This is a genomic window from Vulgatibacter incomptus (genome assembly GCF_001263175.1).
Taxonomy (GTDB): domain Bacteria; phylum Myxococcota; class Myxococcia; order Myxococcales; family Vulgatibacteraceae; genus Vulgatibacter; species Vulgatibacter incomptus.
The window spans coordinates 617,076-640,599 of record NZ_CP012332.1 but is presented as its reverse complement, the minus strand read 5'-3'; the positions used below and the strand labels follow the sequence as shown (position 1 = coordinate 640,599).

Annotated in this window: 10 protein-coding genes; 6 read left to right on the top strand and 4 right to left on the bottom strand. The window is 69.6% G+C overall.

What is annotated here, in order from left to right; genetic code table 11:
• Window positions 1–14: 14 nt before the first annotated feature.
• Complete coding sequence (locus AKJ08_RS02520; protein ID WP_050724621.1) at window positions 15–2,279, bottom strand: aconitate hydratase; 2,265 nt, start codon at window positions 2,277–2,279, stop codon at window positions 15–17.
• A 19-nt stretch (window positions 2,280–2,298) separates the two neighbouring features.
• The gene (locus tag AKJ08_RS02515) at window positions 2,299–3,846 is read right to left on the bottom strand and encodes an MBL fold metallo-hydrolase (RefSeq protein WP_082342591.1); all 1,548 of its coding nucleotides are present in this window, start codon (window positions 3,844–3,846) and stop codon (window positions 2,299–2,301) included.
• Window positions 3,847–4,490: 644 nt separating this feature from the next.
• Between AKJ08_RS02515 and AKJ08_RS02510 the strand changes: the two genes are divergently transcribed.
• The 6 genes from AKJ08_RS02510 (at window position 4,491) to AKJ08_RS02485 (ending at window position 21,941) form a co-directional block, all read left to right on the top strand.
• The gene (locus tag AKJ08_RS02510; RefSeq protein WP_050724620.1) at window positions 4,491–13,055 is read left to right on the top strand and encodes an InlB B-repeat-containing protein; all 8,565 of its coding nucleotides are present in this window, start codon (window positions 4,491–4,493) and stop codon (window positions 13,053–13,055) included.
• Window positions 13,056–13,312: 257 nt separating this feature from the next.
• Entirely contained in the window at window positions 13,313–14,614 is a 1,302-nt protein-coding gene (locus AKJ08_RS02505) for a TolC family protein (protein WP_082342587.1), read from the top strand.
• Between the two features lie 26 nt (window positions 14,615–14,640).
• A complete protein-coding gene (locus AKJ08_RS02500) occupies window positions 14,641–15,795 on the top strand; it encodes an efflux RND transporter periplasmic adaptor subunit (RefSeq protein WP_157370431.1) in 1,155 nt (384 codons plus the stop codon).
• Window positions 15,796–15,808: 13 nt separating this feature from the next.
• On the top strand, window positions 15,809–18,919 hold the full coding sequence (locus AKJ08_RS02495; RefSeq protein WP_082342586.1) for an efflux RND transporter permease subunit: 3,111 nt from the start codon (window positions 15,809–15,811) through the stop codon (window positions 18,917–18,919).
• On the top strand, window positions 18,916–20,586 hold the full coding sequence (locus AKJ08_RS02490; RefSeq protein ID WP_050724616.1) for a sensor histidine kinase: 1,671 nt from the start codon (window positions 18,916–18,918) through the stop codon (window positions 20,584–20,586). The genes AKJ08_RS02495 and AKJ08_RS02490 overlap by 4 nt, the downstream gene beginning before the upstream one ends.
• Window positions 20,583–21,941 carry a sigma-54-dependent transcriptional regulator gene (locus AKJ08_RS02485; protein ID WP_050724615.1) on the top strand — a complete coding sequence of 453 codons (1,359 nt, stop codon included), beginning with the start codon at window positions 20,583–20,585 and terminating at the stop codon, window positions 21,939–21,941. Before AKJ08_RS02490 ends, AKJ08_RS02485 begins: the two co-directional genes overlap by 4 nt.
• Here the strand turns inward: AKJ08_RS02485 and AKJ08_RS02480 are convergent.
• Together AKJ08_RS02480 and AKJ08_RS02475 are read right to left on the bottom strand one after the other, a co-directional pair.
• The gene (locus tag AKJ08_RS02480) at window positions 21,938–22,327 is read right to left on the bottom strand and encodes a GNAT family N-acetyltransferase (protein ID WP_050724614.1); all 390 of its coding nucleotides are present in this window, start codon (window positions 22,325–22,327) and stop codon (window positions 21,938–21,940) included. The two genes, AKJ08_RS02485 and AKJ08_RS02480, sit on opposite strands and share 4 nt — an antisense overlap.
• The gene (locus tag AKJ08_RS02475) at window positions 22,281–23,417 is read right to left on the bottom strand and encodes a D-alanine--D-alanine ligase family protein (RefSeq protein WP_050724613.1); all 1,137 of its coding nucleotides are present in this window, start codon (window positions 23,415–23,417) and stop codon (window positions 22,281–22,283) included. Before AKJ08_RS02475 ends, AKJ08_RS02480 begins: the two co-directional genes overlap by 47 nt.
• Window positions 23,418–23,524: the final 107 nt, after the last annotated feature.

Sequence of the window (23,524 nt, the reverse complement as noted above, 5' to 3'; positions counted from 1 at the left end):
GCCGGCGCATGCGCCTACTTGCTCTGGAGGATGTTGAGGGCGGACCCGGCCTTGAACCACGCCACCTGCTCGTCGTTGAGCGTGTGGCGCAGGGCGATGGTCTCCTTCGAGCCGTCGACGTGGTGGAGCACGGCGTTCACGGCCTTGCCCGGCGCGATGGCGAGCACGTCCTCGAGGCTGATGCGGTCGCCCTCCTTCACCTTCTCGTAGTCGCTGGCGACGGCGAAGGTGAAGGGGAGCACGCCCTGCTTCTTGAGGTTGGTCTCGTGGATGCGGGCGAAGGAGCGGACGATGATGGCGGCACCGCCGAGGTAGCGCGGGCTCATCGCCGCGTGCTCGCGGGAGCTGCCCTCGCCGTAGTTCTCGTCACCGACGACGATCCACCGCTTGCCGCGGGCCTTGTAGTCGCGGGCCACGGCAGGGACGGCGCCCTTCTCACCCGTGAAGACGTTGGCGGCCTGGCCGGCGTCCCCGTTGAACGCGTTGATGGCGCCGGTGAGCATGTTGTCGGAGATCCGGTCGAGGTGGCCGCGGAAGCGGAGCCAGGGGCCGGCGGGCGAGATGTGATCGGTGGTGGTCTTGCCCTTGGTCTTGATGAGCAGCGGCAGCTCGTCGAAGTCGCCGGCCTTGGGCGCGACGAAGGCGGCGAGGAGCTCGAGGCGCTCGCTCTTCGGGTCGACCTTCACCTCGACGGAGGCGCCGTCCTTCGCGGGGGCCTGGTAGCCGCCGAAGGCGCGGACGAAGCCCTTGGAGGGCAGATCGTCGGCCTTGGCCGGGGCCTTCAGCTTGAGCTTCTTGTCGCCCTGGACGATCTCGTCGCTGAGCGGATCGAAGTCGAGGCGGCCGGCGAGGCCGTAGGCCAGCACGATCTCCGGCGACGCGATGAAGGCGAAGGTCTCGGGGTTCGAGTCGTTCCGGGCGCGGAAGTTCCGGTTGAACGACGTGATGATCGAGTTCTTCTCGCCCTTCTGGATGTCCTCGCGCTTCCACTGCCCGATGCAGGGGCCGCAGGCGTTCGCGAGCACCGTGGCGCCGGCGTTCTCGAACGAGGCCATCTGGCCGTCGCGCTTGATCGTCTCGAAGATCTGGTCGGAGCCAGGCGAGACCATCAGCTTGGCGGCCATCTTCATGCCGGCGGCGGAGGCCTGGTCGGCGAGGGCCGCGGCGCGGGAGAGATCCTCGTAGGAGGAGTTGGTGCACGAGCCGATGAGGGCCGACGTGAGGTTCGTCGGGTAGCCCTCGGCGATCGCGGCCTTCTTCAGCTCCGAGACCGGCCGGGCGAGGTCGGGGGTGTGGGGACCGACCACGTGGGGCTCGAGGGTCGAGAGGTCGATCTCGATGATCTCGTCGAAGTACGTCTCGGGGTTCGCCTCGACCTCGGCGTCGGCCACGAGGAGGTCGCGGTACTCACCGGCGACCTCGGCGAGCGCGGCGCGCTCGGTGCCGCGGAGGTAGCGCTCCATCGCCGCGTCGTAGGGGAAGACCGACGTGGTCGCGCCGAGCTCGGCGCCCATGTTGGTGATGGTGGCCTTGCCGGTGCACGAGAGGGCGCGGGCGCCGGGGCCGAAGTACTCGACGATCCGGTTCGTGCCGCCCTTCACCGTGAGGATGCCGAGGAGCTTGAGGATCACGTCCTTGGGCGCGGCCCAGCCGTTGAGCTCACCCGTGAGCTTCACGCCGACGAGCTTGGGCTGGAGCACCTCCCAGGGGAAGCCCGCCATCACGTCCACCGCGTCGGCGCCGCCCACGCCCACCGCCGCCATGCCGAGGCCGCCGGCGTTCGGGGTGTGGGAGTCGGTGCCGATCATCAGGCCGCCCGGGAACGCGTAGTTCTCGAGCACCACCTGGTGGATGATGCCGGATCCCGGCTTCCAGAAGCCGATGCCGTACTTGGCGGAGACCTGGGCGAGGAAGTCGTAGACCTCGCGGTTCTCGGTGGAGGCGACGTTCGTGTCGGTGAGGGCGCCGACCCGGGCCTGGATCAGGTGGTCGCAGTGGACGGTGGAGGGCACCGCCACCTCCGCCTTGCCGGCCTGCATGAACTGGAGGAGGGCCATCTGCGCGGTGGCGTCCTGCATCGCCACGCGGTCCGGGCGGAGCAGCAGGTAGGCCTTGCCCGCCTCGAGGTCCTGGCCCTTGGGGTCGTCCAGGTGACCGAAGAGGATCTTCTCGGCGAGGGTGAGCGGCCTGCCCAGGCGCTCGCGGACGATCGACAGGTTCTTGCGCGTGCGCTCGTATACGGCGCGGACCAGCTCCGGGGTGCTCTCGATCACGGGCATGTGCTTCGGTTCCTTTCGTTCAGCGCGTGGCGGCCCAGCCATCCGCATCCTGCCGGGCATCTCCCAGGCGCTCGAGCTCCAGCAACGAGGCCAGGGCGCTTCGCTCCGCCACCGGGTGGAGGAAGCTCGGGGTGTCCGAATAGACCCTTTCCACGATGGCGGCAAGAGCGACGGGGCCTTCCGCGGCACGGAGCGCTCCGCGGATCGCGGCGAGGCGATCCTCCCGGTGGGAGAGGTAGCTCTCGAGGAGCGAGGCGCCGTCCGGGATGGGGAAGCCGTGGGCGGGATAGAGGACCTTCGCCGGGAGCCGCAACAGCCTCCGGAGCGACTCCAGATACGTTCCCAGCTCCCCTTCCGGCGGGTCGAGGACGATGGACGAGCCCTGGGCCACCATGTCGCCGGCGATCACCGCCCCGCTCCCCTCGTCGAGGAAGCAGAGGTGCCCGCGGGCGTGACCCTCGGTGAGAACGCACCGCAGGCGCATGGGCATCGGCCCGCCGAGGGAGATCACCTGTCCATCGGCCAGGCGCCCCTCCGCTCCGGGCACCCGCTCCGCCGTGGCGGGGCTCGCCCAGACCGGCACGTCCAGCTCCCTGGAGAGCGCCTGGGCGAAGCCGGTGTGGTCTGCGTGGTAGTGGGTGAGGAGGATGCACTTCACGGTGCGCCCCTCGCCCTGCAGCTCCCGGAGCCTCTCGAGGAACCAGGCCTGCTCGTCCGGATACGGGGTTCCCGGGTCGATCACCGCGAGCTCGCCCGTGCCGACCACGTAGCAGTTGGTGTGGCGGGCGGGCGGCAGCGTGGGCGTGAGCAGCGGGTAGTAGAGGATGCCGCGCTGGAACTCGATGCGGTTCACCACGTGGCTCTCGCAGACGTAGGGCGGATTCCGAAGCCGGGGAATCGCCGACTCCGGGCCGAAGCCGGCGAGGGTCGCGTGGGCATGGTGATTGGGCGGGTGTAGCAGGGCCGTCCCGGCCTCCCAGCGCGCCAGCGCCTCCGCCGGGCGGATCCAGCCGCCGTCCGAGAGCTCGCCGGGGATCACGACCGCCTCCTGACCCTCCGGCAGGTAGGCCAGGTAGAAGCGGGTGTCGAAGCGCACCGGGGCGATGTCGGGCGTCATCCAGCGGCCGGCGGGGATGAGGGCGCGGGCGTCCAGCACGAGCCCCTCCCGCTCGAGGAGAGCCGCGAAGGAGGCGCCGCCGAGGAGCTCGAGGCGCAAGGCGTGGAGCCTCTCCGGGGTCAGGCGGGACGTCCCCCGAGCCAGGAGAACGCCGGCCTCCTCGAAAGTCTCGCGGATCGCGGCGACCTGGAAGCCCTCCTCTCCCTGGGGGCAGGCCAGGATCGGCGTGGATGCGTCCGCGGCGTCCACCTTGCCGCCGGGGAAGGCGTAGTAGCCGCCACCGAAGCCCACCCTCTCGCCCCGGCGCACCCAGAAGACCTCGCGGCCCGGGCGCTCGCCGTGGCGCACGAGGATCACCGCCGAGGCGTCGCGGATCTTGGGGGACGGGCTTCGAAGCGGATGGAGTCCAGGAGGGCGCTCATGGCGGCGTAGCCTAACGGCGTCGACCATCGAACTCCAGGACGCCCTCCAGGCAGGAGCCCCGCAGGCCGGCTCTCCACTCCCGCACATCGCAATCCAGACCCGATTCACAATGAAACAAAGGTCTACATGGACCACGGCTATCGCCTGCTCGGCCTGCCGCAACGCGTAGGCGATACGATCCTGCTAGAATTTTGATTAATAAAACCTCCCGGCCTCCTCCGAGACCCGAATCGAAGCGAAATCCTCAGCCTCGTTTCTCTCCAGTTTTTCGGGGGGATGGCAGACTCCGCATCCGACTCTCAGCTGGTGTCCACCGGGTCGGATCAAGCCGAAGTTACGCAACGTATTCGCTGGGTCCAGGTGCGCCTGAATATCACGTTACGTTACCACTCGTTCCTGGCGCCATGACCATGGTGTGGGAGTCAGATAGTCAACATTGCATACCGAAAGTGTGCTAGCTGCGCGCCGACAGTCCACAACCTCCCGCCAGAATTTGGGGATTCGGCATGACGCGCAGCGCAGGCTCACCCGCCACCGTGCGGAGCCACACCTTGAAATTGACTCCTCGGGTCGCAGTTTCGGCAATCTTTCTCCTCGTCACGGGATGTTTGTCGCAACCCCTGGAGGAGTCGCACGAGCACGAGGCCACGGGCCGAATCCAGCAAGCACTCTTGCCGAACGGTGGCTTCGAAGACGGCAACCTCAACGGCTGGAGCGTCACCCTCCACTCGACGACGACCGCCGGGCTCTCCACCGTTCCCCCCGCGTCGGTGTCGGACCTGAACCTGCTGGCTCCGGTCGCGGGCCAGGTGAGCCGCACGAAGGCCGTGCAGGGAACCGGCACGCCGGGCCAGCCGAACTCCGCGCTTCCGAAAGGGTTGCCGGCGTCGGGCTCGCTGCGCTACCCCTTCAACGGCTCCTGGGCGGCGGTCGTCAACGAGGCGGCACGCGTCGACGGGCAGGAGCTCATCAACAAGCTCGACCGGACCTTCAACGTGACTGCGGCGGACGTGGACCCGGCCGACGGGAAGATCCACGTCCGGTTCGCCGTAGCGCCGGTGCTGGAAGACAACGGCCACACGGACAAGCAGCAGCCGTACTTCTTCGTAGCGATCACGAACGTCACGAAGAGCAAGGTCCTGTTCCAGAGCTTCAACTTCGCGGGCCAGGCGGGCGTGCCGTGGAAGGTCGAAGCGGCGAAGGACGTCGCCAACGCCAACGTCCAGGTCCGCTACACGGACTGGCAGCTCGTCGACGTCGCGCCGGGCACCGTGGGCCTCGCCATCGGCGACCAGGTTCGGGTCGAAGTCATCGCAGCTGGATGCAGCCAGAAGCGCCACTTCGGCGAAGTGTACGTAGACGGATTCGGATCGTCCGTGCCCGGACTCGCCGTCGCCGCCACCGCCGTCCAGTCGGTCAACCGCGGCGACAACATCACCTACCTCCACCGCGTCACGAACGGCTCTACCGCACTCGCTCAGAACGCCGTCGTGAAGATCGTCGTTCCGGCCAACACCACGTTCGTCTCGGTCGCGCCTCCTCCGGGCACGAGCTGCACCACGCCCGCCGTCGGAAGCACCGGAACGGTGACCTGCACGATGAGCGCGCTCAACTCCAACGCGAGCGCCGACATCAAGCTCACGGTCAAGACCAACGCGTCCATGGCCGTTCCGGGGCTCATCAGCCACGGAAACTACGACGTCTCCGCCGTCGGGTTCTCCCCTCTCATCGGCCCGCTGGTGAAGACCAACGTCACCGGCAGCGTCACCTACGCAGACCTGCGCACGAAGATGACGGCGAGCACCGCGGCGGCGGGCTGGGGAAGCGACGTCTCCTACACCATCGAAGTGACGAACGACGGTCCGGCGACAGTCACCAACGCCACCCTCAAGGCGCCCCTTCCGCCGGAGCTCGCCAGCGCCTCGTGGACGTGCGTTGCCTCCACGGGGGGTAGCTGCGGAGCGGCGAGCGGCACCGGAGCCATCAACTCCACGATCACGCTCCCCGCCGGGGCGACTGCGACCTACGCGGTCAGCGCCCGCGTCCGGACCGGCAGCGGCGCGGGCTCGCTGATCTACACGGCGACCGCCGCGGTGCCCGCCGGCATCACCGACAGCGATCCGACCAACGACGCCGCTGCGACGGTCATCAACCTCGGCACGACGCGCGCCCTCACCGTGACGAAGGACGCCGTCATCGGAGGCCGGGTCGTGAGCAGCCCGGGCGGCATCGACTGCGGCGCAGGGTGCAGCAGCGCGACCGCCACGTACCTCGATGGCTCCCTGGTGAGCCTGACCGCCATTGCTCCGCAGGGCACCGTCTTCACCGGCTGGAGCGGCGGCACGTGCACCGGCACGACCAACCCCTGCGTGTTCAACATCAACGGCGGCACCACGGTCCAGGCGAACTTCTCGTACGTGATCACCAGCGGCATCACCGGTGGCAACGGAACCATCTCTTGCACCACTCCCGTCGCCCCGGGAGCCACGTCGACCTGCAGCCTCACCCCCAACGCGGGTTACGGGCTCGGAACGCTCACCGACAACGGGTCGGACGTGCTCTCTTCAGTCTCCGGCGGAAGCTACGAGATCTCGAACGTGCAGGCGCCCCATGACGTCGTCGCGACGTTCAAGCCTGCGAAGACCCTTACCGTTACGAAGGACGCCGGCATCAGCGGCAACGTGACGAGCAGCCCTGCCGGCATCGCCTGCGCCGCGGGCTGCGGGTCGCAGAGCGCCACCTTCGATGACGGCTCGCAGGTCTCGCTGACTGCGACCGCCCCTGCGGGCACCGTCTTCACCGGCTGGTCTGGCACCGCCTGCTCCGGGACGACCAACCCCTGCACCTTCACGATCGGTGCGAACACCAGCGTCCACGCGAACTTCGCCTACGAGATCACGTCCAGCATCGCCAGCGGCAACGGCACGATCAGCTGCACCAGCCTGATCGCCCCGGGGGCCGTGTCCACCTGCACCGTCACGCCGGGCGTCGGCCGTACGCTGACCGGCGTCACCGGCTGCGGCGCCGGCACCTTGAACGGAAACACGTACACGACCGCTGCGGTCACCGAGGCCTGCACCGTCACCGCCACGTTCAGCCGCACCCAGTACACAGTCACCACCCAGGTTCCCGGCGGCGGCGGGAGCCTCACGCCGTCGAACCCGACGCCGGAGCACGGCGACCCGCTGACGGTCACCGTGAACCCGGATCCCGGTTACCAGATCCTGACCGTGACCGGCTGCGGCGGCACGCTGAACGGAAACACCTACTCGATCGCCTCGATCACCGGCGACTGCACGGTCACCGCCACCTTCGAGAAGATCCCGTACACGGTCACGACCCAGGTGGTCGGAACGGGAACCCTGACGCCCGCGAATCCCACGGTGCTTCACGGCGACACGACCACGCTCACCGCGACCGCTGGGACCGGCTACACGCTCGATAGCGTCACCGGCTGCGGCGGCTCGCTGAGCGGCAACACCTTCACCACCGGCGCGGTCACCGCGAGCTGCACGGTCACCGCCACGTTCAGCCGCACCCAGTACACCGTCACCACCCAGGTGCCCGGCGGTGGCGGGAGCCTCACGCCCTCGAACCCGACGCCGGCACACGGCGACCCGCTGACGGTCACCGTGAACCCGGATCCCGGCTACCAGATCCAGACCGTCACCGGCTGCGGCGGCACGCTGAACGGAAACACTTACTCGATCGCCTCTGTCACCGGCGACTGCACGGTCACCGCCACCTTCGAGAAGATCCCGTACACGGTCACGACCCAGGTGGTCGGAACGGGAACCCTGACGCCCGCGAATCCCACGGTGCTTCACGGCGACACGACCACGCTCACCGCGACCGCTGGGACCGGCTACACGCTCGATAGCGTCACCGGCTGCGGCGGCTCGCTGAGCGGCAACACCTTCACCACCGGCGCGGTCACCGCGAGCTGCACGGTCACCGCCACGTTCAGCCGCACCCAGTACACCGTCACCACCCAGGTGCCCGGCGGTGGCGGGAGCCTCACGCCCTCGAACCCGACGCCGGCACACGGCGACCCGCTGACGGTCACCGTGAACCCGGATCCCGGCTACCAGATCCAGACCGTCACCGGCTGCGGCGGCACGCTGAACGGAAACACTTACTCGATCGCCTCTGTCACCGGTGACTGCACGGTCACCGCCACCTTCGAGAAGATCCCGTACACGGTCACGACCCAGGTGGTCGGAACGGGAACCCTGACGCCCGCGAATCCCACGGTGCTTCACGGCGACACGACCACGCTCACCGCGACCGCTGGGACCGGCTACACGCTCGATAGCGTCACCGGCTGCGGGGGCTCGCTGAGCGGCAACACCTTCACCACCGGCGCGGTCACCGCGAGCTGCACGGTCACCGCCACCTTCAGCCGCACCCAGTACACCGTCACCACCCAGGTTCCCGGCGGCGGCGGGAGCCTCACGCCGTCGAACCCGACGCCGGAGCACGGCGACCCGCTGACGGTCACCGTGAACCCGGATCCCGGCTACCAGATCCAGACCGTCACCGGCTGCGGCGGCACGCTGAACGGAAACACCTACTCGATCGCCTCGGTCACCGGCGACTGCACGGTCACCGCCACCTTCGAGAAGATCCCGTACACGGTCACGACCCAGGTGGTCGGAACGGGAACCCTGACGCCCGCGAATCCCACGGTGCTTCACGACGACACGACCACGCTCACCGCTTCCGCTGGGACCGGCTACACGCTCGATAGCGTCACCGGCTGCGGCGGCTCGCTGAGCGGCAACACCTTCACCACCGGCGCGGTCACCGCGAGCTGCACGGTCACCGCCACGTTCAGCCGCACCCAGTACACCGTCACCACCCAGGTGCCCGGCGGTGGCGGGAGCCTCACGCCCTCGAACCCGACGCCGGCACACGGCGACTCGCTGACGGTCACCGTGACCCCGGATCCCGGCTACCAGATCCAGACCGTCACCGGCTGCGGCGGCACGCTGAACGGAAACACCTACTCGATCGCCTCGGTCACCGGCGACTGTACGGTCACCGCCACCTTCGAGAAGATCCCGTACACGGTCACGACCCAGGTGGTCGGAACGGGAACCCTGACGCCCGCGAATCCCACTGTGCTTCACGGCGACACGACCACGCTCACCGCGACCGCTGGGACCGGCTACACGCTCGATAGCGTCACCGGCTGCGGCGGATCGTTGAACGGCGACACGTTCACCACCGGCGCGATCACCGCGAGCTGTACCGTCACCGCCACGTTCAGCCGCACCCAGTACACCGTCACCACCCAGGTTCCCGGCGGCGGCGGGAGCCTCACGCCGTCGAACCCGACGCCGGCACACGGCGACTCGCTGACGGTCACCGTAAACCCGGATCCCGGCTACCAGATCCAGACCGTCACCGGCTGCGGCGGTACGCTGAACGGAAACACCTACTCGATCGCCTCGGTCACCGGCGACTGTACGGTCACCGCCACCTTCGAGAAGATCCCGTACACGGTCACGACCCAGGTGGTCGGAACGGGAACCCTGACGCCCGCGAATCCCACGGTGCTTCACGGCGACACGACCACGCTCACCGCGACCGCTGGGACCGGCTACACGCTCGATAGCGTCACCGGCTGCGGCGGATCGTTGAACGGCGACACGTTCACCACCGGCGCGATCACCGCGAGCTGTACCGTCACCGCCACGTTCAGCCGCACCCAGTACACCGTCACCACCCAGGTTCCCGGCGGCGGCGGGAGCCTCACGCCGTCGAACCCGACGCCGGAGCACGGCGACCCGCTGACGGTCACCGTGAACCCGGATCCCGGTTACCAGATCCAGACCGTGACCGGCTGCGGCGGCACGCTGAACGGAAACACCTACTCGATCGCCTCGGTCACCGGAGACTGCACGGTCACCGCCACCTTCGAGCGCATCGAGTACCTCGTCACCACGGTGGTGGTGGGTGGTGGAGCGCTGACGCCGGAGAACCCGTCGGTGCTGCACGGCGACTCGTTGACCCTCACCGCGACGGCGCAGACCGGCTACACGCTGGAGAGCGTGACCGGTTGTGGCGGCGTGCTGACCGCCGGCACGTTCGAGACCGGAGCGATCACGGCCAACTGCACCGTCACCGCGACCTTCACGCACAACCGGTACACGGTCGACATCGTGGTGAACGGCGGAGGCTCCGCCACGCCGGAGGATCCGGTGATCGAGCATGGGGACGCGGCATCGATCACGCTCACCGCCGATCCGGGGTACCGGCTGCACACCGTGACCGGTTGCGGTGGCACGCTGAGCGGCAACACGTACACCACGGACGCGGTGACGGCGGACTGCACGATCGAAGCGACCTTCCTGCGGTTCCCGCATGCGCTTCTCGTGTCGGCACGTGAACCCGTGGTGAATGCCTGCGCGGAGTCCATCCTGGATCTCCAGTTGGTGGACGCCTTCGGGGCCCCGGTCGTGCCGTTCCCCGGCGAGGCGGTGAACGTGTCGCTCGCCGCCAGCGCCGGCTCGGGGGATCCCCGCTTCGTCGGCAGCGGGCTGGAAGACGCGCTTGGCGAGGGCACCGCCGAGATCACGGGCCGGATGCCCTCGACCGGCACATCGACCGTGACGGTGAGCCTCGATGCAGCCGAGGTGCTCGCGGTGAGCTGGACGTCGCCCGAGCTCCCGGGCAGTCCGCCGTCATATCCTCCGACCCTGGTCTCCTTCCGGGTCGGGCCGGTCGATCCCGCCATGTCCAGCGTGACCGTCGACGGGACGCAGGTCTTCGCGGGAAGCGGTGTGGTCACCGTGACGGTTACGCCGCGGGATTCGTGCGGTCTCGAGATCGGGCCGGGCCATCAGGTCGACCTGACCTCCACCGACGGCTCGCTCACCGAGGTCGTGGACAACGGGGACGGGACCTACACGTCGCGCTTCACGTCCGACGCCGGCATGTGCCCGGAGGATCCGGCGACGATCGACGTGACGGTGGACGGGATCGTGCTCGACGAGCCGCTCGAGATCTCGGTGCTCTGTGCCGACCTGGATCCGGGCTCGCCGGTCACGGTCCTCCCGCAGCCGGGGCAGATCCAGGCCTGCGCACGGCAGGGGGAGTTCGCCCGCGTGGCCGTCGTTCTGCTCGACACCGAAGGCGCGCCGCTGCCCCCCGGGCAGCCGCTTGCGCTGGTCGAGGATCCGCCCTTCATCGTCGGCGGCGGGATCGAGACGTCCACGGATGAGGAGACGGGCGCGACCGTCTACACCGTGCTGGTGGGCAGCAACCGCTGCTCGTCGGCTGGCTCCCGTGAGGTGGAGCTGCGCGTGGCGGACATCCCGCTCTCCACGCGCCCGCTGCTCGACTTCGCCTGTCCTCCGATTCCCGAAGAGGGCGTTGGCTTCGTCGCCACCCCGGCGGTGGTTCCCGCCGATGGCGAGACCGCATCGGAGATCCGGATCGCCGTGATGGACGCGTGCGGCAATCCCGGCTTCGGTCGCGCGCTCGTGCTGCGCTCGGAGGGCCACACCCCGGTCGTGCTCTCGGCCGCATCGGCCACCACCGCTGACGCGTACGGGACGCCGGAAGACGGGACCGCGGTGCTTCACGTTCGCAGCTCGGTCGCCGGGCAGACCGGAATCGGGGCGCAGATCGACGGGACCTGGCACGCGAGCAGCGCGGACCTGGTGACCTTCGTAGGTCCCGAGGACCCCGGCTATTACCTCGGTGGCCACGGCTTCGGTTGCTCGTCCACTGGCAGGACGGGAGCGGGACCGGAGTCGGTGCTGATCTGGCTTCTCGGTCCGGTGCTCTTCTTGGCCATGCGCCGCCGGAAAGTGGGTGTGCTGGCCAGCCTCCTCCTGCTGCTCGTCGCAGCTCCGGCGAGCGCGCAGTCGAAGGGCGGGTTCGACCTGCAGCAATTGCGGCCGGCGACGGATCCGTCCCGGGGTGGATTCGTCAGCCTCGGGGCCGGCGTGCAGGAGCACGGGGAGTTCCGTCTCCACGCGCTGATCGACTACGCGAACAATCCCCTCGTGCTCTACGACAGCCAGGACCAGCGGGTAGCAGGCGCGGTGACGTCGCTGGGCACGCTGCACCTGCTCGGGTCGATCGGCCTGTGGGACATCGTCGAGGTCGGCGTCGATCTTCCGGTCGTGGTGTATCAGGCGGGCGACGATATGCCCGGCGTCGCACCGAATATCGTCCAGGGGGCAGGGTTCGGAGATATCCGTGTCCTTCCGCAGCTCCAGTTCCTGAAGCTCCACTCGGACGGTCTCGGGGTGACCTTTGCTGGCGCCGCCGCAGCCGAGTTCTTCCTGCCGACAGGGAATGCCGATGGGCTGCGCGGAGGAGACTTCCGGGTCGGCCCGCGTCTCGCCTTCGACGCAACCTTCGACCAGGGTCACCGCATCGGCACCAACGTAGGGTACGTGTATCGATCCCCCCGGGACTTCGGTGGCCTGCAGGTGGCGGACACGATCGGCTGGAGCCTCTATGGCGAGACGCCGGTCGCAGAGCGGGTGCGCCTGACGGGTGAGCTTTTCGGTCGGTTCAAGGGGGCGGCCAAACAGCCGCGACTCGACGCTCCCATGGAGGTGCTGCTCGGGGCGAAGGCCCGCGTTCTGGGTGTGGACCTGTTGGGTGCCACGGGGACGGGGTTCGGCCGCACCTACGGGACGGCGGACTGGCGGGCTCTGCTGGCGGTCGCGCTGCCGTTCGGTGAAAGGACCAAACCGGTCGAGCTTCCCGCCCCGCAGGCGGAGGTGGTACCCGAGCCTCCCGCCGAGCCGGAGCCGGAGCCCGCGCCGGAGCCCGAACCGGTGATCCTGGTAGCAGAGCCCGAGCCGGAACCCGAGCCGAAGAGCGTGCAGATCGATCGCGAGCGGAATCGCCTCGAGATCGCCGGCTCGATCCAGTTCGTGACCGGCTCCGCGACGATCGCTCCGGAGTCGTATGCGTTGCTCGACGAGCTCGCGTCGGTCCTCCAGAAGCATTCGGAGATTCAGCAGTTGATCATCGAAGGGCATACCGACGACCGGGGCGGCCGCGCGTTGAACCTGAAGTTGTCGCGCTCCCGAGCCGATTCCCTTCGGAAGTACCTGATCACGAAGGGCGTGGAGTCGGATCGGCTTCAGGCAGAGGGCTACGGTCCCGACCGTCCGATCGCGTCCAACGCGACGGCGGAGGGCAGGGCCCAGAACCGGCGCGTCGAGTTCCGGATCGCCGAGAGCGTTTTCGCCGACGAAGGTTGATAGGGGAACAGGCTCCTTTCCCCTACCGAGGGGCGTGGTGGCGGTCGCCACCCGCCCCTTCTCGCTAGCGGAAGGAGAGCTCGGCCCCGGTCGCCTCACTGAAGCACATTTTCAGTCCGCACGACCGATGGACCTCAAAAGACTTTCAGGCGGGACGGCCCGACCTATCCAAACCCCTTGATTTTCAAGGGCTCATGATTCGGCACGACGATTGCTAAGAGCGCCGGCGAACCCGTTCGCAGGAGCTCCGTGCATCCGTGACGTTCCGCATCTCGACTCTCCTCGCCCCTGCCCTCTTACTCGCCGCCGCACCTGCCCGTGGGGATTTGCCCGCGGAGCGCGCGCCCGCTGCGGCCTTCCTTCGTGACGACGCCGCGCTGATCGAGTGGGTGCGCACGCGCAGCCCCGAGGTCGCCGCGGCCCAGTCGCGCGTGGATCAGGCGCAGGCCGGCGTGGGGTCGGCACGGCTCTTTCCCAACCCCTCCCTCGACGCGACGATGGGCAACGTAAACGTCGGCTCGAGCGCGCAGACCGACGTGAGGGGCGCCGATCGCCTCTCCTGGGGCGTGGGGATCTCCCAGGAGCTGGAGCTTGGGAAGCGCGGGCCGCGCATCGACGCGGCGGACCTCTCGGCGCAGGCCTCGCGAGAGGAGCTCCGGGCGAGCCTGGCCGAGCGCGTGGCGGACGCGCGGGTTGCGATCGGCGAGGCCGTGAGGCTCCAGGTCCGGCAGACGATCCTCGAGGAGAGCCTGACGGAGTCGCGGGACCACCTCGCGCTGGAGAAGGTCCGCCTGCAGCACGGCGACCTGAGCGGCATCGACTACGACCGACTGGTGCTGGACGCGCTCGGCCAGGAGGCGGACGTGCGCCGGAACCGGGCGGAGCTGGAGTCGGCGCTGGCGAGCTGCGCGGCGATCCTCCTTGCCCCCTGTGAGACCGGCGAGGCGGGGCCGGACGATCTGGACGCGGCGGCGACGGTTCCCGCCGAGATCGCGGACCCGGAGGAGGCGCTGAGAGAGCGCCCCGACTACCGCGCGATCCTCCTCGGCCGCAGCGCGGCGCAGAAGGAGGCGACGCTCGCGAGGCGCCGGGCGATCCCGGACCCCACACTGAGTGTCAGCTACTCGCACGATCTCTTCAACGAGCTCACGGACACGGTCCAGTTCGGCGTGGGGATCCCCCTGCCCCTCTTCGACCGCGGGCAGCACGACGCCGCCCTGGCGACGGCCAAGGCGCGGGAGCTCGATCGGACGGCCGCCGGAACGATCCAGCAGGGTCTCGGAGAGGTCCGGGGTCTCGCGGCCCAGCGGCGGACGCTGGAGGAGACGCTCAGCCGGCTGGACGAGGAGGCGCTGCCCCTCTCCAACGGGATCCTCGAGACGGCGCGCAAGGCGTTCGCCCAGGGGGAGTACAGCCTCACCGACCTCCTCCTGGCCCGACGCGAGAACACGGAGCTGCGGCTGCAGGTGCTGGATCTGCGCGGCGAGCTCTTCACGGTCCGCAACGACCTGCGCAAGGCCCTGGGCCTCGACGCCGCTGCCGCGCGGAGCGCGCCTTGAAAACCTTGGAGACGAAAGAGGACGTGATGAGCAAGGGATCGAAGCGACTGCTCCCGATCGCGGTGGCGGGTGCGCTGGGTATCGCCGCGGTGACCGCCGCGGCGGGCTTCGAGCGCAAGCCCTCCGCGACGGTGGGCGACGCGCCGGGGATGAAGATGCAGGGCGAAGCGATCACGCTCGCGCCCGACGCCCTGCAGTGGAAGGCGCTGAAGCTGGGCAAGGTCTCCCGCTCGGCCTCGCGCCTCGCCGAGCCCGTCCCGGCCCGGGTCCGCCTCGACGAGACCACGGCGTCCCACGTGAGCGCGCCCCTCGAGGGCCGGGTGAGCCGGGTCCTCGTGGAGCTCGGGCAGAGGGTGACCAAGGGCCAGGCGCTCTTCGCGGTGAAGAGCCAGGCCATCGCCGAGCTGCGCGTAGAGAGGGACAAGGCCAAGGTCGATCTGGACGTGGCCAAGGCGGCCCACGAGCGCACCGCCGCGATGGTGGAGGCGAAGGCCCTCCCGGCGAAGGAGGAGCTCACCGCGCGGCAGGAGCTGCGGCAGGCCGAGCTCGCCCATCGCATGGCAGGGGCCAAGCTCTCCTCGCTCCAGGTGTCCTCATCTGGAGACAACGAGTTCACGGTCACCGCCCCGATCGGCGGGGTCGTGGTCGAGAAGAACGTCGCGCCGAGCGCGATGGTCGCGCCGGAGGGCGGCTCGTCGCAGATCGTGATCGCCGACCTCTCGTCGGTCTGGGTCGTCGCGGATCTCTTCGCGAGCGAGCCCCTCGCGCTGAAGCCGGGGACGGCGGCGCAGATCTTCCTGCCCTCGAGGCCGGGCGTCACCCTCGACGCCACGGTCGAGATGGTCTCCGCGGTGGTCGATCCGGAGAGGCACGCGATCCCGGTCCGGATGCGCCTGCCGAACCCGGACGGCCTCCTCCGGCCCAACGACTTCGCCGAGGTCCGATTCCTGGTCGAGGGAGACGGCCTCCTCGAGATCCCCGCGTCGGCGCTGGTCTCCGACGGCGCTCGCACCTCGGTCTTCGTCCAGGAGCCGAGCGGCGTCCTGCGCAAGCGCGAGATCGTCGCGGGCTCCTCCCGCAAGGGACGGGTGCCGGTGCTCTCCGGTCTCCAGGAGGGCGACGTGATCGTCGAGGAAGGCGGCCTCCTCCTGGACAACCAGCTGTCGATCACGGGTTCGTAAAAGAGGCTCACACATGTTGTCCCGACTCCTGCGATCTGCGCTCGAACACCGCCTCGCCGTCCTGGCTCTCTCTGTCCTCCTCCTCTGCGTGGGGGCCTGGTCCTTCCACGCCCTCACGGTGGAGGCGTTCCCGGATCCCACCGATACCCAGGTCCAGGTGATCTCGCTCTTCCCCGGCCAGCCGACGGAGGAGGTGGAGCGCCGGGTCACCCTCCCTCTCGAGCGTGTGCTCAACGGGATGGAGGGCCTCTACCGGCAGCGCAGCATCTCGATGTTCGGTCTCTCGTTCATCACGCTGACCTTCGACGACACGGTGGACGCGTACTTCGCGCGGCAGCGGACGCTCGAGCGCATGGCGGAGGCGGAGCTGCCGGAAGGCGTGCAGCCTTCGCTCGCCCCGCTCGCGACGCCGATCGGTGAGGTCTACCGCTACACGCTCGAGGGTCCAGGCGCCGACCCCATGCTCCTGCGCACCCTGCAGGAGTGGACGGTGACGCCCGAGCTCATGCGCGTCCAGGGCGTGGCCGACGTCGTCTCCTACGGCGGGCTGGTGAAGGAGATCCACGTGCAGCCCGATCCGGCCCGGATGGCGGCGCTGAAGGTGCCGCTCTCGGCGATCTTCGAGGCCCTGGAGAAGGCGTCGACGAACGCCACCGGCGGCTTCGTGGAGCGCGGCGCCGAGATGTTCGTGATCCGCTCGCTGGGGATCTTCCGGGACCTCTCGGACATCCGGCTCGTTCGCGTGGCCAACCACGACGGCACGCCTGTGCTGATCCAGGACGTCGCCACGGTGGAGGTGGGCTACGCGCCCAGGCAGGGCATCATCACCCGCGACGACAACGAGGACGCAGTGATGGGCATCGTCCTCATGCGCCGGGGCGAGAACCCTTCCGTAGTACTGGACTCCCTGCGCGAGCGGATCGCCGAGCTCAACGATCGGATCCTCCCGAACGGCGTCCACCTGAATCCCTTCTACGACCGCACGGACCTCGTGAACACCACGCTGAAGACGGTGTTCCACAACGTCGGCGAGGGCGCCTTCCTCGTGGTGCTGGTCTTCTTCGTCTTCCTGCTGTCCATCCGTGGATCGCTGATCGTGGCGGCGGTGATCCCGCTCTCGCTGGCGGGATCGTTCCTCTACCTCCACGCCAGGGGCATGTCGGCGAACCTGCTCTCGCTCGGCGCGGTGGACTTCGGCATCGTCGTGGACGGCGCCGTGATCATGGTGGAGCACCTCTTCTTCCGGATGGCCGGCTACCAAGGGCCCCGGGACGAGCGCGCGATCGCCGGCCGGATCCACGACTGGGCGATGGAGGTGGCGCGCCCCACCCTGTTCTCGATGCTCATCATCATCGCGGCGTACCTGCCGATCTTCTCGCTGGAGCGGGTCGAGGGCCGGATGTTCGCGCCGATGGCGAACATGGTGGTAAGCGCGCTGGTGGGCTCGCTGCTGATGAGCTTCACCATCGTGCCGGTGCTCTCCTACTTCGCGCTGCGTCGGAACGTGACGCACAGGGAGTCGCCGGCGCTGCGGTGGGCCCGACGGATCTACGAGCCGGCCCTCGACGCGTCGATGTCCCGCCCGGGCGTGGTCGCGGTCGTCGCCGCCGGCGCGCTGATCTCGGCGCTCACGCTCGCGTCCCGGCTCGGCACGGAGTTCATGCCGGAGCTGAACGAGGGCGCCCTCTGGGTCGCCGTGGCGCTCCCGACCAACACGTCGATCACCGAGGGCCGCAAGATCACGCCGAAGATCAAGGAGATCCTCCGGCGCACGCCCGAGGTGAGCGGCGTCATGAGCCAGCTCGGCAGGCCGGAGGACGGCACCGACGACAAGCTCTTCAGCAACCTCGAGATGTTCGTGAAGCTGGCGCCGAAGGACGAGTGGCGGCGCGGCTTCAAGACGCTGGACGGCCTCTCCCTCGAGATGGCCCGGAACCTCCAGGAGATCCCCGGGATCGAGGTGAACTTCTCCCAGCCGATCCGCGACAACGTGGCGGAGAACATCGCCGGGCAGAAGGGCGAGATCGCCATCAAGATCTACGGCGAGGACATGGCGCTCTTGCAGAAGGCCGCCGAGGACGTGAAGAACGCCATCGCCGAAGTCCCCGGCGCTGCCGAGCTGGGCATCGTCAAGGTGGGAGAGGTCCCGCAGCTCTCGGTGGCCATCGACCGCATGGCGCTGGCGCGCTACGACCTCGACCTGGCGGACGTACAGCAGCACCTGGAGACCGCGATGGGCGGCCACGTCGCCAGCGAGCTCTGGGAGGGCGAGAAGCGCTTCGACGTCACCGTCCGGCTCCCGCTCTCGACTCGCGAGGACGCCGAAGCGATCCGCCGGGTGATGATCCCGCTCCCCTCCGGCGAGCTCCTCCCGCTCTCGGCGGTGGCGGACGTGAAGATGGCCACCGGGCGGGCGGCCATCACCCGCGAGAATGGAAGGCGCTACGCAGGCGTTCGGGCGAACGTCCGCGACCGGGACCTGGGCTCCTTCGTGGAGGAGGCCCGTGCGACGGTCGACCGGGCGGTGGAGCTTCCTCCTGGTTATTGGATCCGCTGGGGCGGCGAGTTCGAGAACCAGCAGCGGGCCATGGCGCGGCTCCGGGTGGTGATCCCGCTGGCGCTCCTGCTCACGTTCTGCCTGCTGTTCTCGGCCTTCCGCTCGCTCTGGGACTCGCTGATGATCCTCGCCCACATCCCGATCGCCCTCGTCGGTGGCGTCGTCGCCCTCGCGATCGTCGGCCTGCCGCTCTCGGTGTCGGGCGCCATCGGCTTCATCGCGCTCCTGGGCCAGGCGACCACCGATTCGGTGCTGGTGCTCTCGGCGATCCGCGCCCGCAGGCAGGCGGGCGAGCCCTTGCTCGAGGCGGCCCGCGGCGGCGCACGCGATCGCCTCCGCGCGGTGTTGATGACGACCCTGCTCGCCTGCCTGGGGCTCCTGCCGGCGGCCCTCTCCCGCGCCATCGGCAGCGAGGTCCAGCGGCCGATCGCGGTGGTCGTCGTAGGCGGCACGCTCACGGCCGCCCTCCTCTCCCTGCTCGTGCTCCCGACCACCTATGCCGTCGTGACCGGCTGGTGGGAGCGCCGGCGCAGCATCGAGGCCGAGACCACCGAGGTCGCCGCGTGAAGAGGCGCGATGCCACGCCGCTGTCGGCAGCGAGGGATCGCCTGTCGCGATCGGCGGTCGCGATCTACCTCGCGGCGACCGGCGTAGCCCTGGCGATCCTGCTCTCCGCGCTGGTGACCGACAAGGACCACCAGGAGCAGGAGCTCCGCGATCGCCTGCTGATGGGCACGGAGCTCCGATCGGAGTCCCTGGGACGGCACCTGGCCATGCTCACCCGCGAGCTCGGCCGGCTGGGCGAGAGCGCCGCGATCGATCCGACCGACGGCAACATCGTCCCGGAGCGGGAGCTCCTGCGCATCACCCACCGGAACAGCGCCGTCTTCGACGTGGGCGTGGCGATCCTCGACGATGAGGGGAAGGTGGCGTGGTCGGAGCCGCAGCGCTTCCTGCCCCAGGGCGAGCCCCTGGGAGTGAACGATTGGTTCCATGACGCCAAGCGCGACGGCCGGACGCAGATCGTACCCGTGATGCCGGATCGGTCGGACGCGCTCGTCTACGTCGTGTCGCCGGTGATCCGCGACGGCCGGTTCATCGGCGCTCTCCTCGGCGGCATCGACCTCGCGACGGGAGGTTCCATCGAGCCGCTGCCCGGAGACAACGTCACCGTGCTGGCCACGAGGCAGGGCGAGGTCGTCTTCCCACCGAATCCTCCCGCCTTCTCGGAAGAGGAGTCCTTCGTCCGGCTCGCCAGGGGCGCAGGCGCGGACGAGGGCGTTCGCCAGGTCCGCCTGGGCGGCGTCGATCGGGAGGTCGCGGTCTCGCCCGTCGCCGACACCGACTTCGCGCTGATGTCGATCGCGGACTCGGTCCCCTTCTACCAGCCGGCGCGCAGCCGTCTCTGGGTGCGGCTGGCGGCGGCGCTCGGGCTCCTCCTCGCCCCGCTGCTCCTCCTGGCGAGCCGGCTCCTGCGCGAGCTGCGCATCTTCCGCCTCTCGGAGGAGGAGGTCCTCCGCGCCGATCGGATTCGCCACCTGGGCGAGGCGTCGAACGCCATCGCACACGAGGTGAAGAACTCCCTCAACGGGATCCGGGTGGGCCTGGACCTGCTCCTCCACCGGGGCAAGGGCGATGGCGCCGTGGTCGACACGCTCCGCGCCGAGATCCAGCGGCTCACCGACTTCACATCGGATCTCCTGCTCTTCTCCCGGGGACCGGTGGCGCGCGCAAGGCCGGTCGAGCTCGGGACCTTCGTCTCGGAGATCACGGAGCTGCAGCGGGAGGTCGCGGCCGAGCAGGGGATCCGCCTCGAGGTGGAGAAGCCCGCCGAAGCGGTCACCGCCCTCGCGGATCCGCAGCACGTCCACGTGATCCTCTCGAACCTGATCGGCAACGCGATCGACGCGGTCTCGTCCAGGCCGTCGCCTCGGATCGACGTCCGCCTCGACGTGCGCGACGGAGTCGCTACGGTCGCTGTCTCGGACAACGGCCCCGGCGTGGATCCGGCCCTCGTGCCCCGGCTCTTCGAGCCCTTCGCCACCGGCAAGCCCAGCGGCGTGGGCCTGGGGCTCGCCCTCTCCCGAAACCTCGCGGCCGCCCAGGGCGGCGGCCTCGAGCTCGCGCCCTCGCCGCACGGCGCAACCTTCCGCTTTTCCCTTCCGCTCGCCCACGGCGAGTCGGCACAGACACCTCCGCCCGGCCTCCCGGCGACACGGAGACACATTCCATGAGCGCGAGCATCCTGGTGATCGACGACGAGCGGACGTTCCGCATGCTGGCCGGCGAGGCCCTCGGCGCCGAGGGCTTCGAGGTCGAGGGGGTGGGGAACCTCGCCCAGGCGCGGGCGATCCTCGCGCGCTCCACGCCGGACGTGATCCTCCTCGATCGGAGGCTGCCCGACGGCGACGGCCTCGACCTCCTCCGGGGGCTGCCTCCCGACGGGCCCCAGGCGATCGTGATCACCGCCTACGGCGACGTCGAGAACGCGGTGGAGGCGCTCCACGCAGGCGCCCGCGACTACCTCACCAAGCCGGTGCAGCTCGCCGACCTGGTGGTGAAGCTGCGCAAGGTGCTCGAGACCCGGGGCCTGCGCGACCGCCTCGAGCTGGCCAAGACCAGCGCCGCCGGCCCGCCGCTGGTCCCGCCCACGAGCCCCGCCATGCGGGAGGTCTTCGATCGCCTCGAGATCGTCGCGGGCAGCCCCCACACGCCCGTCTTCCTGCTGGGACCGTCCGGCGTGGGGAAGCAGTATGCCGCCGAGTACCTCCACTCCTGCGGCCCCGGCCCCGACGCCCCCTTCGTCGACGTGAACTGCGCCGCCCTCCCCGACGAGCTCGTGGAGAGCGAGCTCTTCGGCCACGAGAAGGGCGCCTTCACCGACGCGCGCAACACCCGGCGCGGCATGATCGAGCTCGCGAACGGCGGGACCCTCTTCCTCGACGAGATCACGACGCTGCCGCTGCGGTCGCAGGCCAAGCTGCTCAAGTTCCTCGACTCGATGCGCTTCCGCCGGGTGGGCGGCGAGAGGGAGATCGAGGTCCGCCTGCGGGTGGTCGCCGCGACCAACCAGGACGTGGCGGAGCTGGTGCGCACCGGCGCGTTCCGCGAGGACCTCTTCCACCGGCTCACCGTGTACCAGGTCCACATCCCGGCGCTGGCGCACCGGCGCGAGGATCTGCCGGAGCTGGCGCGGGTCTTCGCCAAGCACTTCGCCACCAAGCTGAAGAAGCCGATCGACGGGCTCTCCGGCGGCGCCCTCGCCGCCCTCGAGCGATACCCCTTCCCGGGGAACGTGCGCGAGCTCCGCAACGTCATCGAGCGCGCGGTGATCCTGGCTCCCGGCCGGGAGATCGGCGTGCGCGAGCTGCTCCTGCCGAACACCGCCGTGCCCACGGGGGTCGCGGCGCCGTACTTCACGATCTCCCTCGACTCGACCGGCGATCTCCACCCGCTCATCGAGGTGGAGCGGCGCTACGTGGGCTGGGTCCTCGAGCGCAGCGGCGGCCGGCGCATGAACGCCGCTTCGTCACTGGGGATCTCCTACCCCACCTTCCTCAAGCGCCTGCGCGAGCTCGGGCTCGACTAAATCTTTTTGTAGAGCGTGACCAGGTCGTCGCCCGGCTTGTAGAAGTCGGGCAGACGCGAGGCCTCGGCATACGCGTGGCGATCGTAGAAGGCCCTCGTGGCGGCGTATTCGCCCATCGACGAGGTCTCGATTCGCACCTGCATGCCGCCGCGCCTGCGCACGTCCTCCTCCATGGCGAGGAGGAGGCGCGAGCCGGCGCCCTTGCCCCGGAAGGCCGGCGTGGACGCGATCCAGTAGAGGTCCCAGGTGGCTTCGGTCATCGGTGTGGGACCGAAGCAGACGTAGCCGGCGAGCTCGTCGCCCTCGCCCGCCACCAGGATCTTGTAATCGATGTGCTCCTCAGGAGCGCCCACGGCGAGCTCGATGAGCTCGGTTGCGCAGCTCACCTCCTCCGCCGTGAAGTTCTCGATGCTGCGAAGGAGGGCGCCGAGCCGGGGCAGGTCGCTCGGCTTTCCAGGACGGATCTGCATGGAGTCTCTCGATCGCGACCTCGACGAGGCGCGCGATCATGGCGTCGTAGGGGAGGCCGATGGCGGCCGCAGCGCGCGCGTAGCCCGCGTCCGGCGCCAGGGCGCAGTTGGCGTTTACGTCGATCACCCAAGGGGTGCCGTCGGCGTCCAGGCGGAGGTCGACCCTGCCGTAGTCGCGGAGCTCGAGGGTGCGGAAGGTCTCCCGCGCCACGTGCTCCACCCGGGCGCGCACCTCGGGATCGGTGATCTCGGCGAGGTGCGGCCTCGTGCCGCGATCCTCCACGGATCCGGGCACCCACTTGGCGTCGTAGGTGACGATCCGGGGAAGCGTCGCGGGCAGCTCCGAGAAGTCGATCTCGGTGATGGGAAGCACCTCCGGGGGATCGTTGCCGAGGAGGGCCACGTAGAGCTCGCGGCCCTCGACGTAGCGCTCGACGATCGCCTCCTGGCGGTGGGTGTCGAGCACGTGCCGGACCCGGCGCTCCAGCGCCTCCCGGTCGTGGACCACGCTCGCCGGCGAGATCCCGACGGAGGCGTCCTCCCGGGCGGGCTTCACCATGAGTGGAAACGCGGCGTCCCACCCATCGAGGTCCGGAGGACGGCGGACGACGCGGCCGTCCGGGACGGGCACGCCCACGCCGCGGAGGAGCTCCTTCGCCTTCTGCTTGTGCAGCGCGAGGGCCAGGGCCACGGACGAGCTCCCGGTGTACGGGATCCCCAGGCTCTCGAGGATCGCGGGCACCGCGAGCTCGCCCCGCGAGTCGCCTGCGAGGGACTCGCAGAGGTTGAAGACGAGGTCGGGCGGATCGGCCCGGAGGTCCTCCGCGAACCGGAGGCTCGTCCCCCTGCACGGGAGGAGCCTCGTCTCCACCCCCGGGATCCGCCGCAAGGCGGACTCCACCGCCTGGGCCACGCCTTCGATCTCGGCGCGCGCCTCGTGCCCCGGGTCTGAAGCTTGTGAGCCGTCGGATTCGTAGTCGCGGTTGTAGAGGACGGTGATCTTCATGGGGGCCCGGGGAAAGGGTGATCCGATCATGCCACGCGTAGCTCGTGGAGGGTAACGCTCTCTGCGGTATGAACCCGCGTCCCTGAACAGGGCGCGACCGCCAAGAG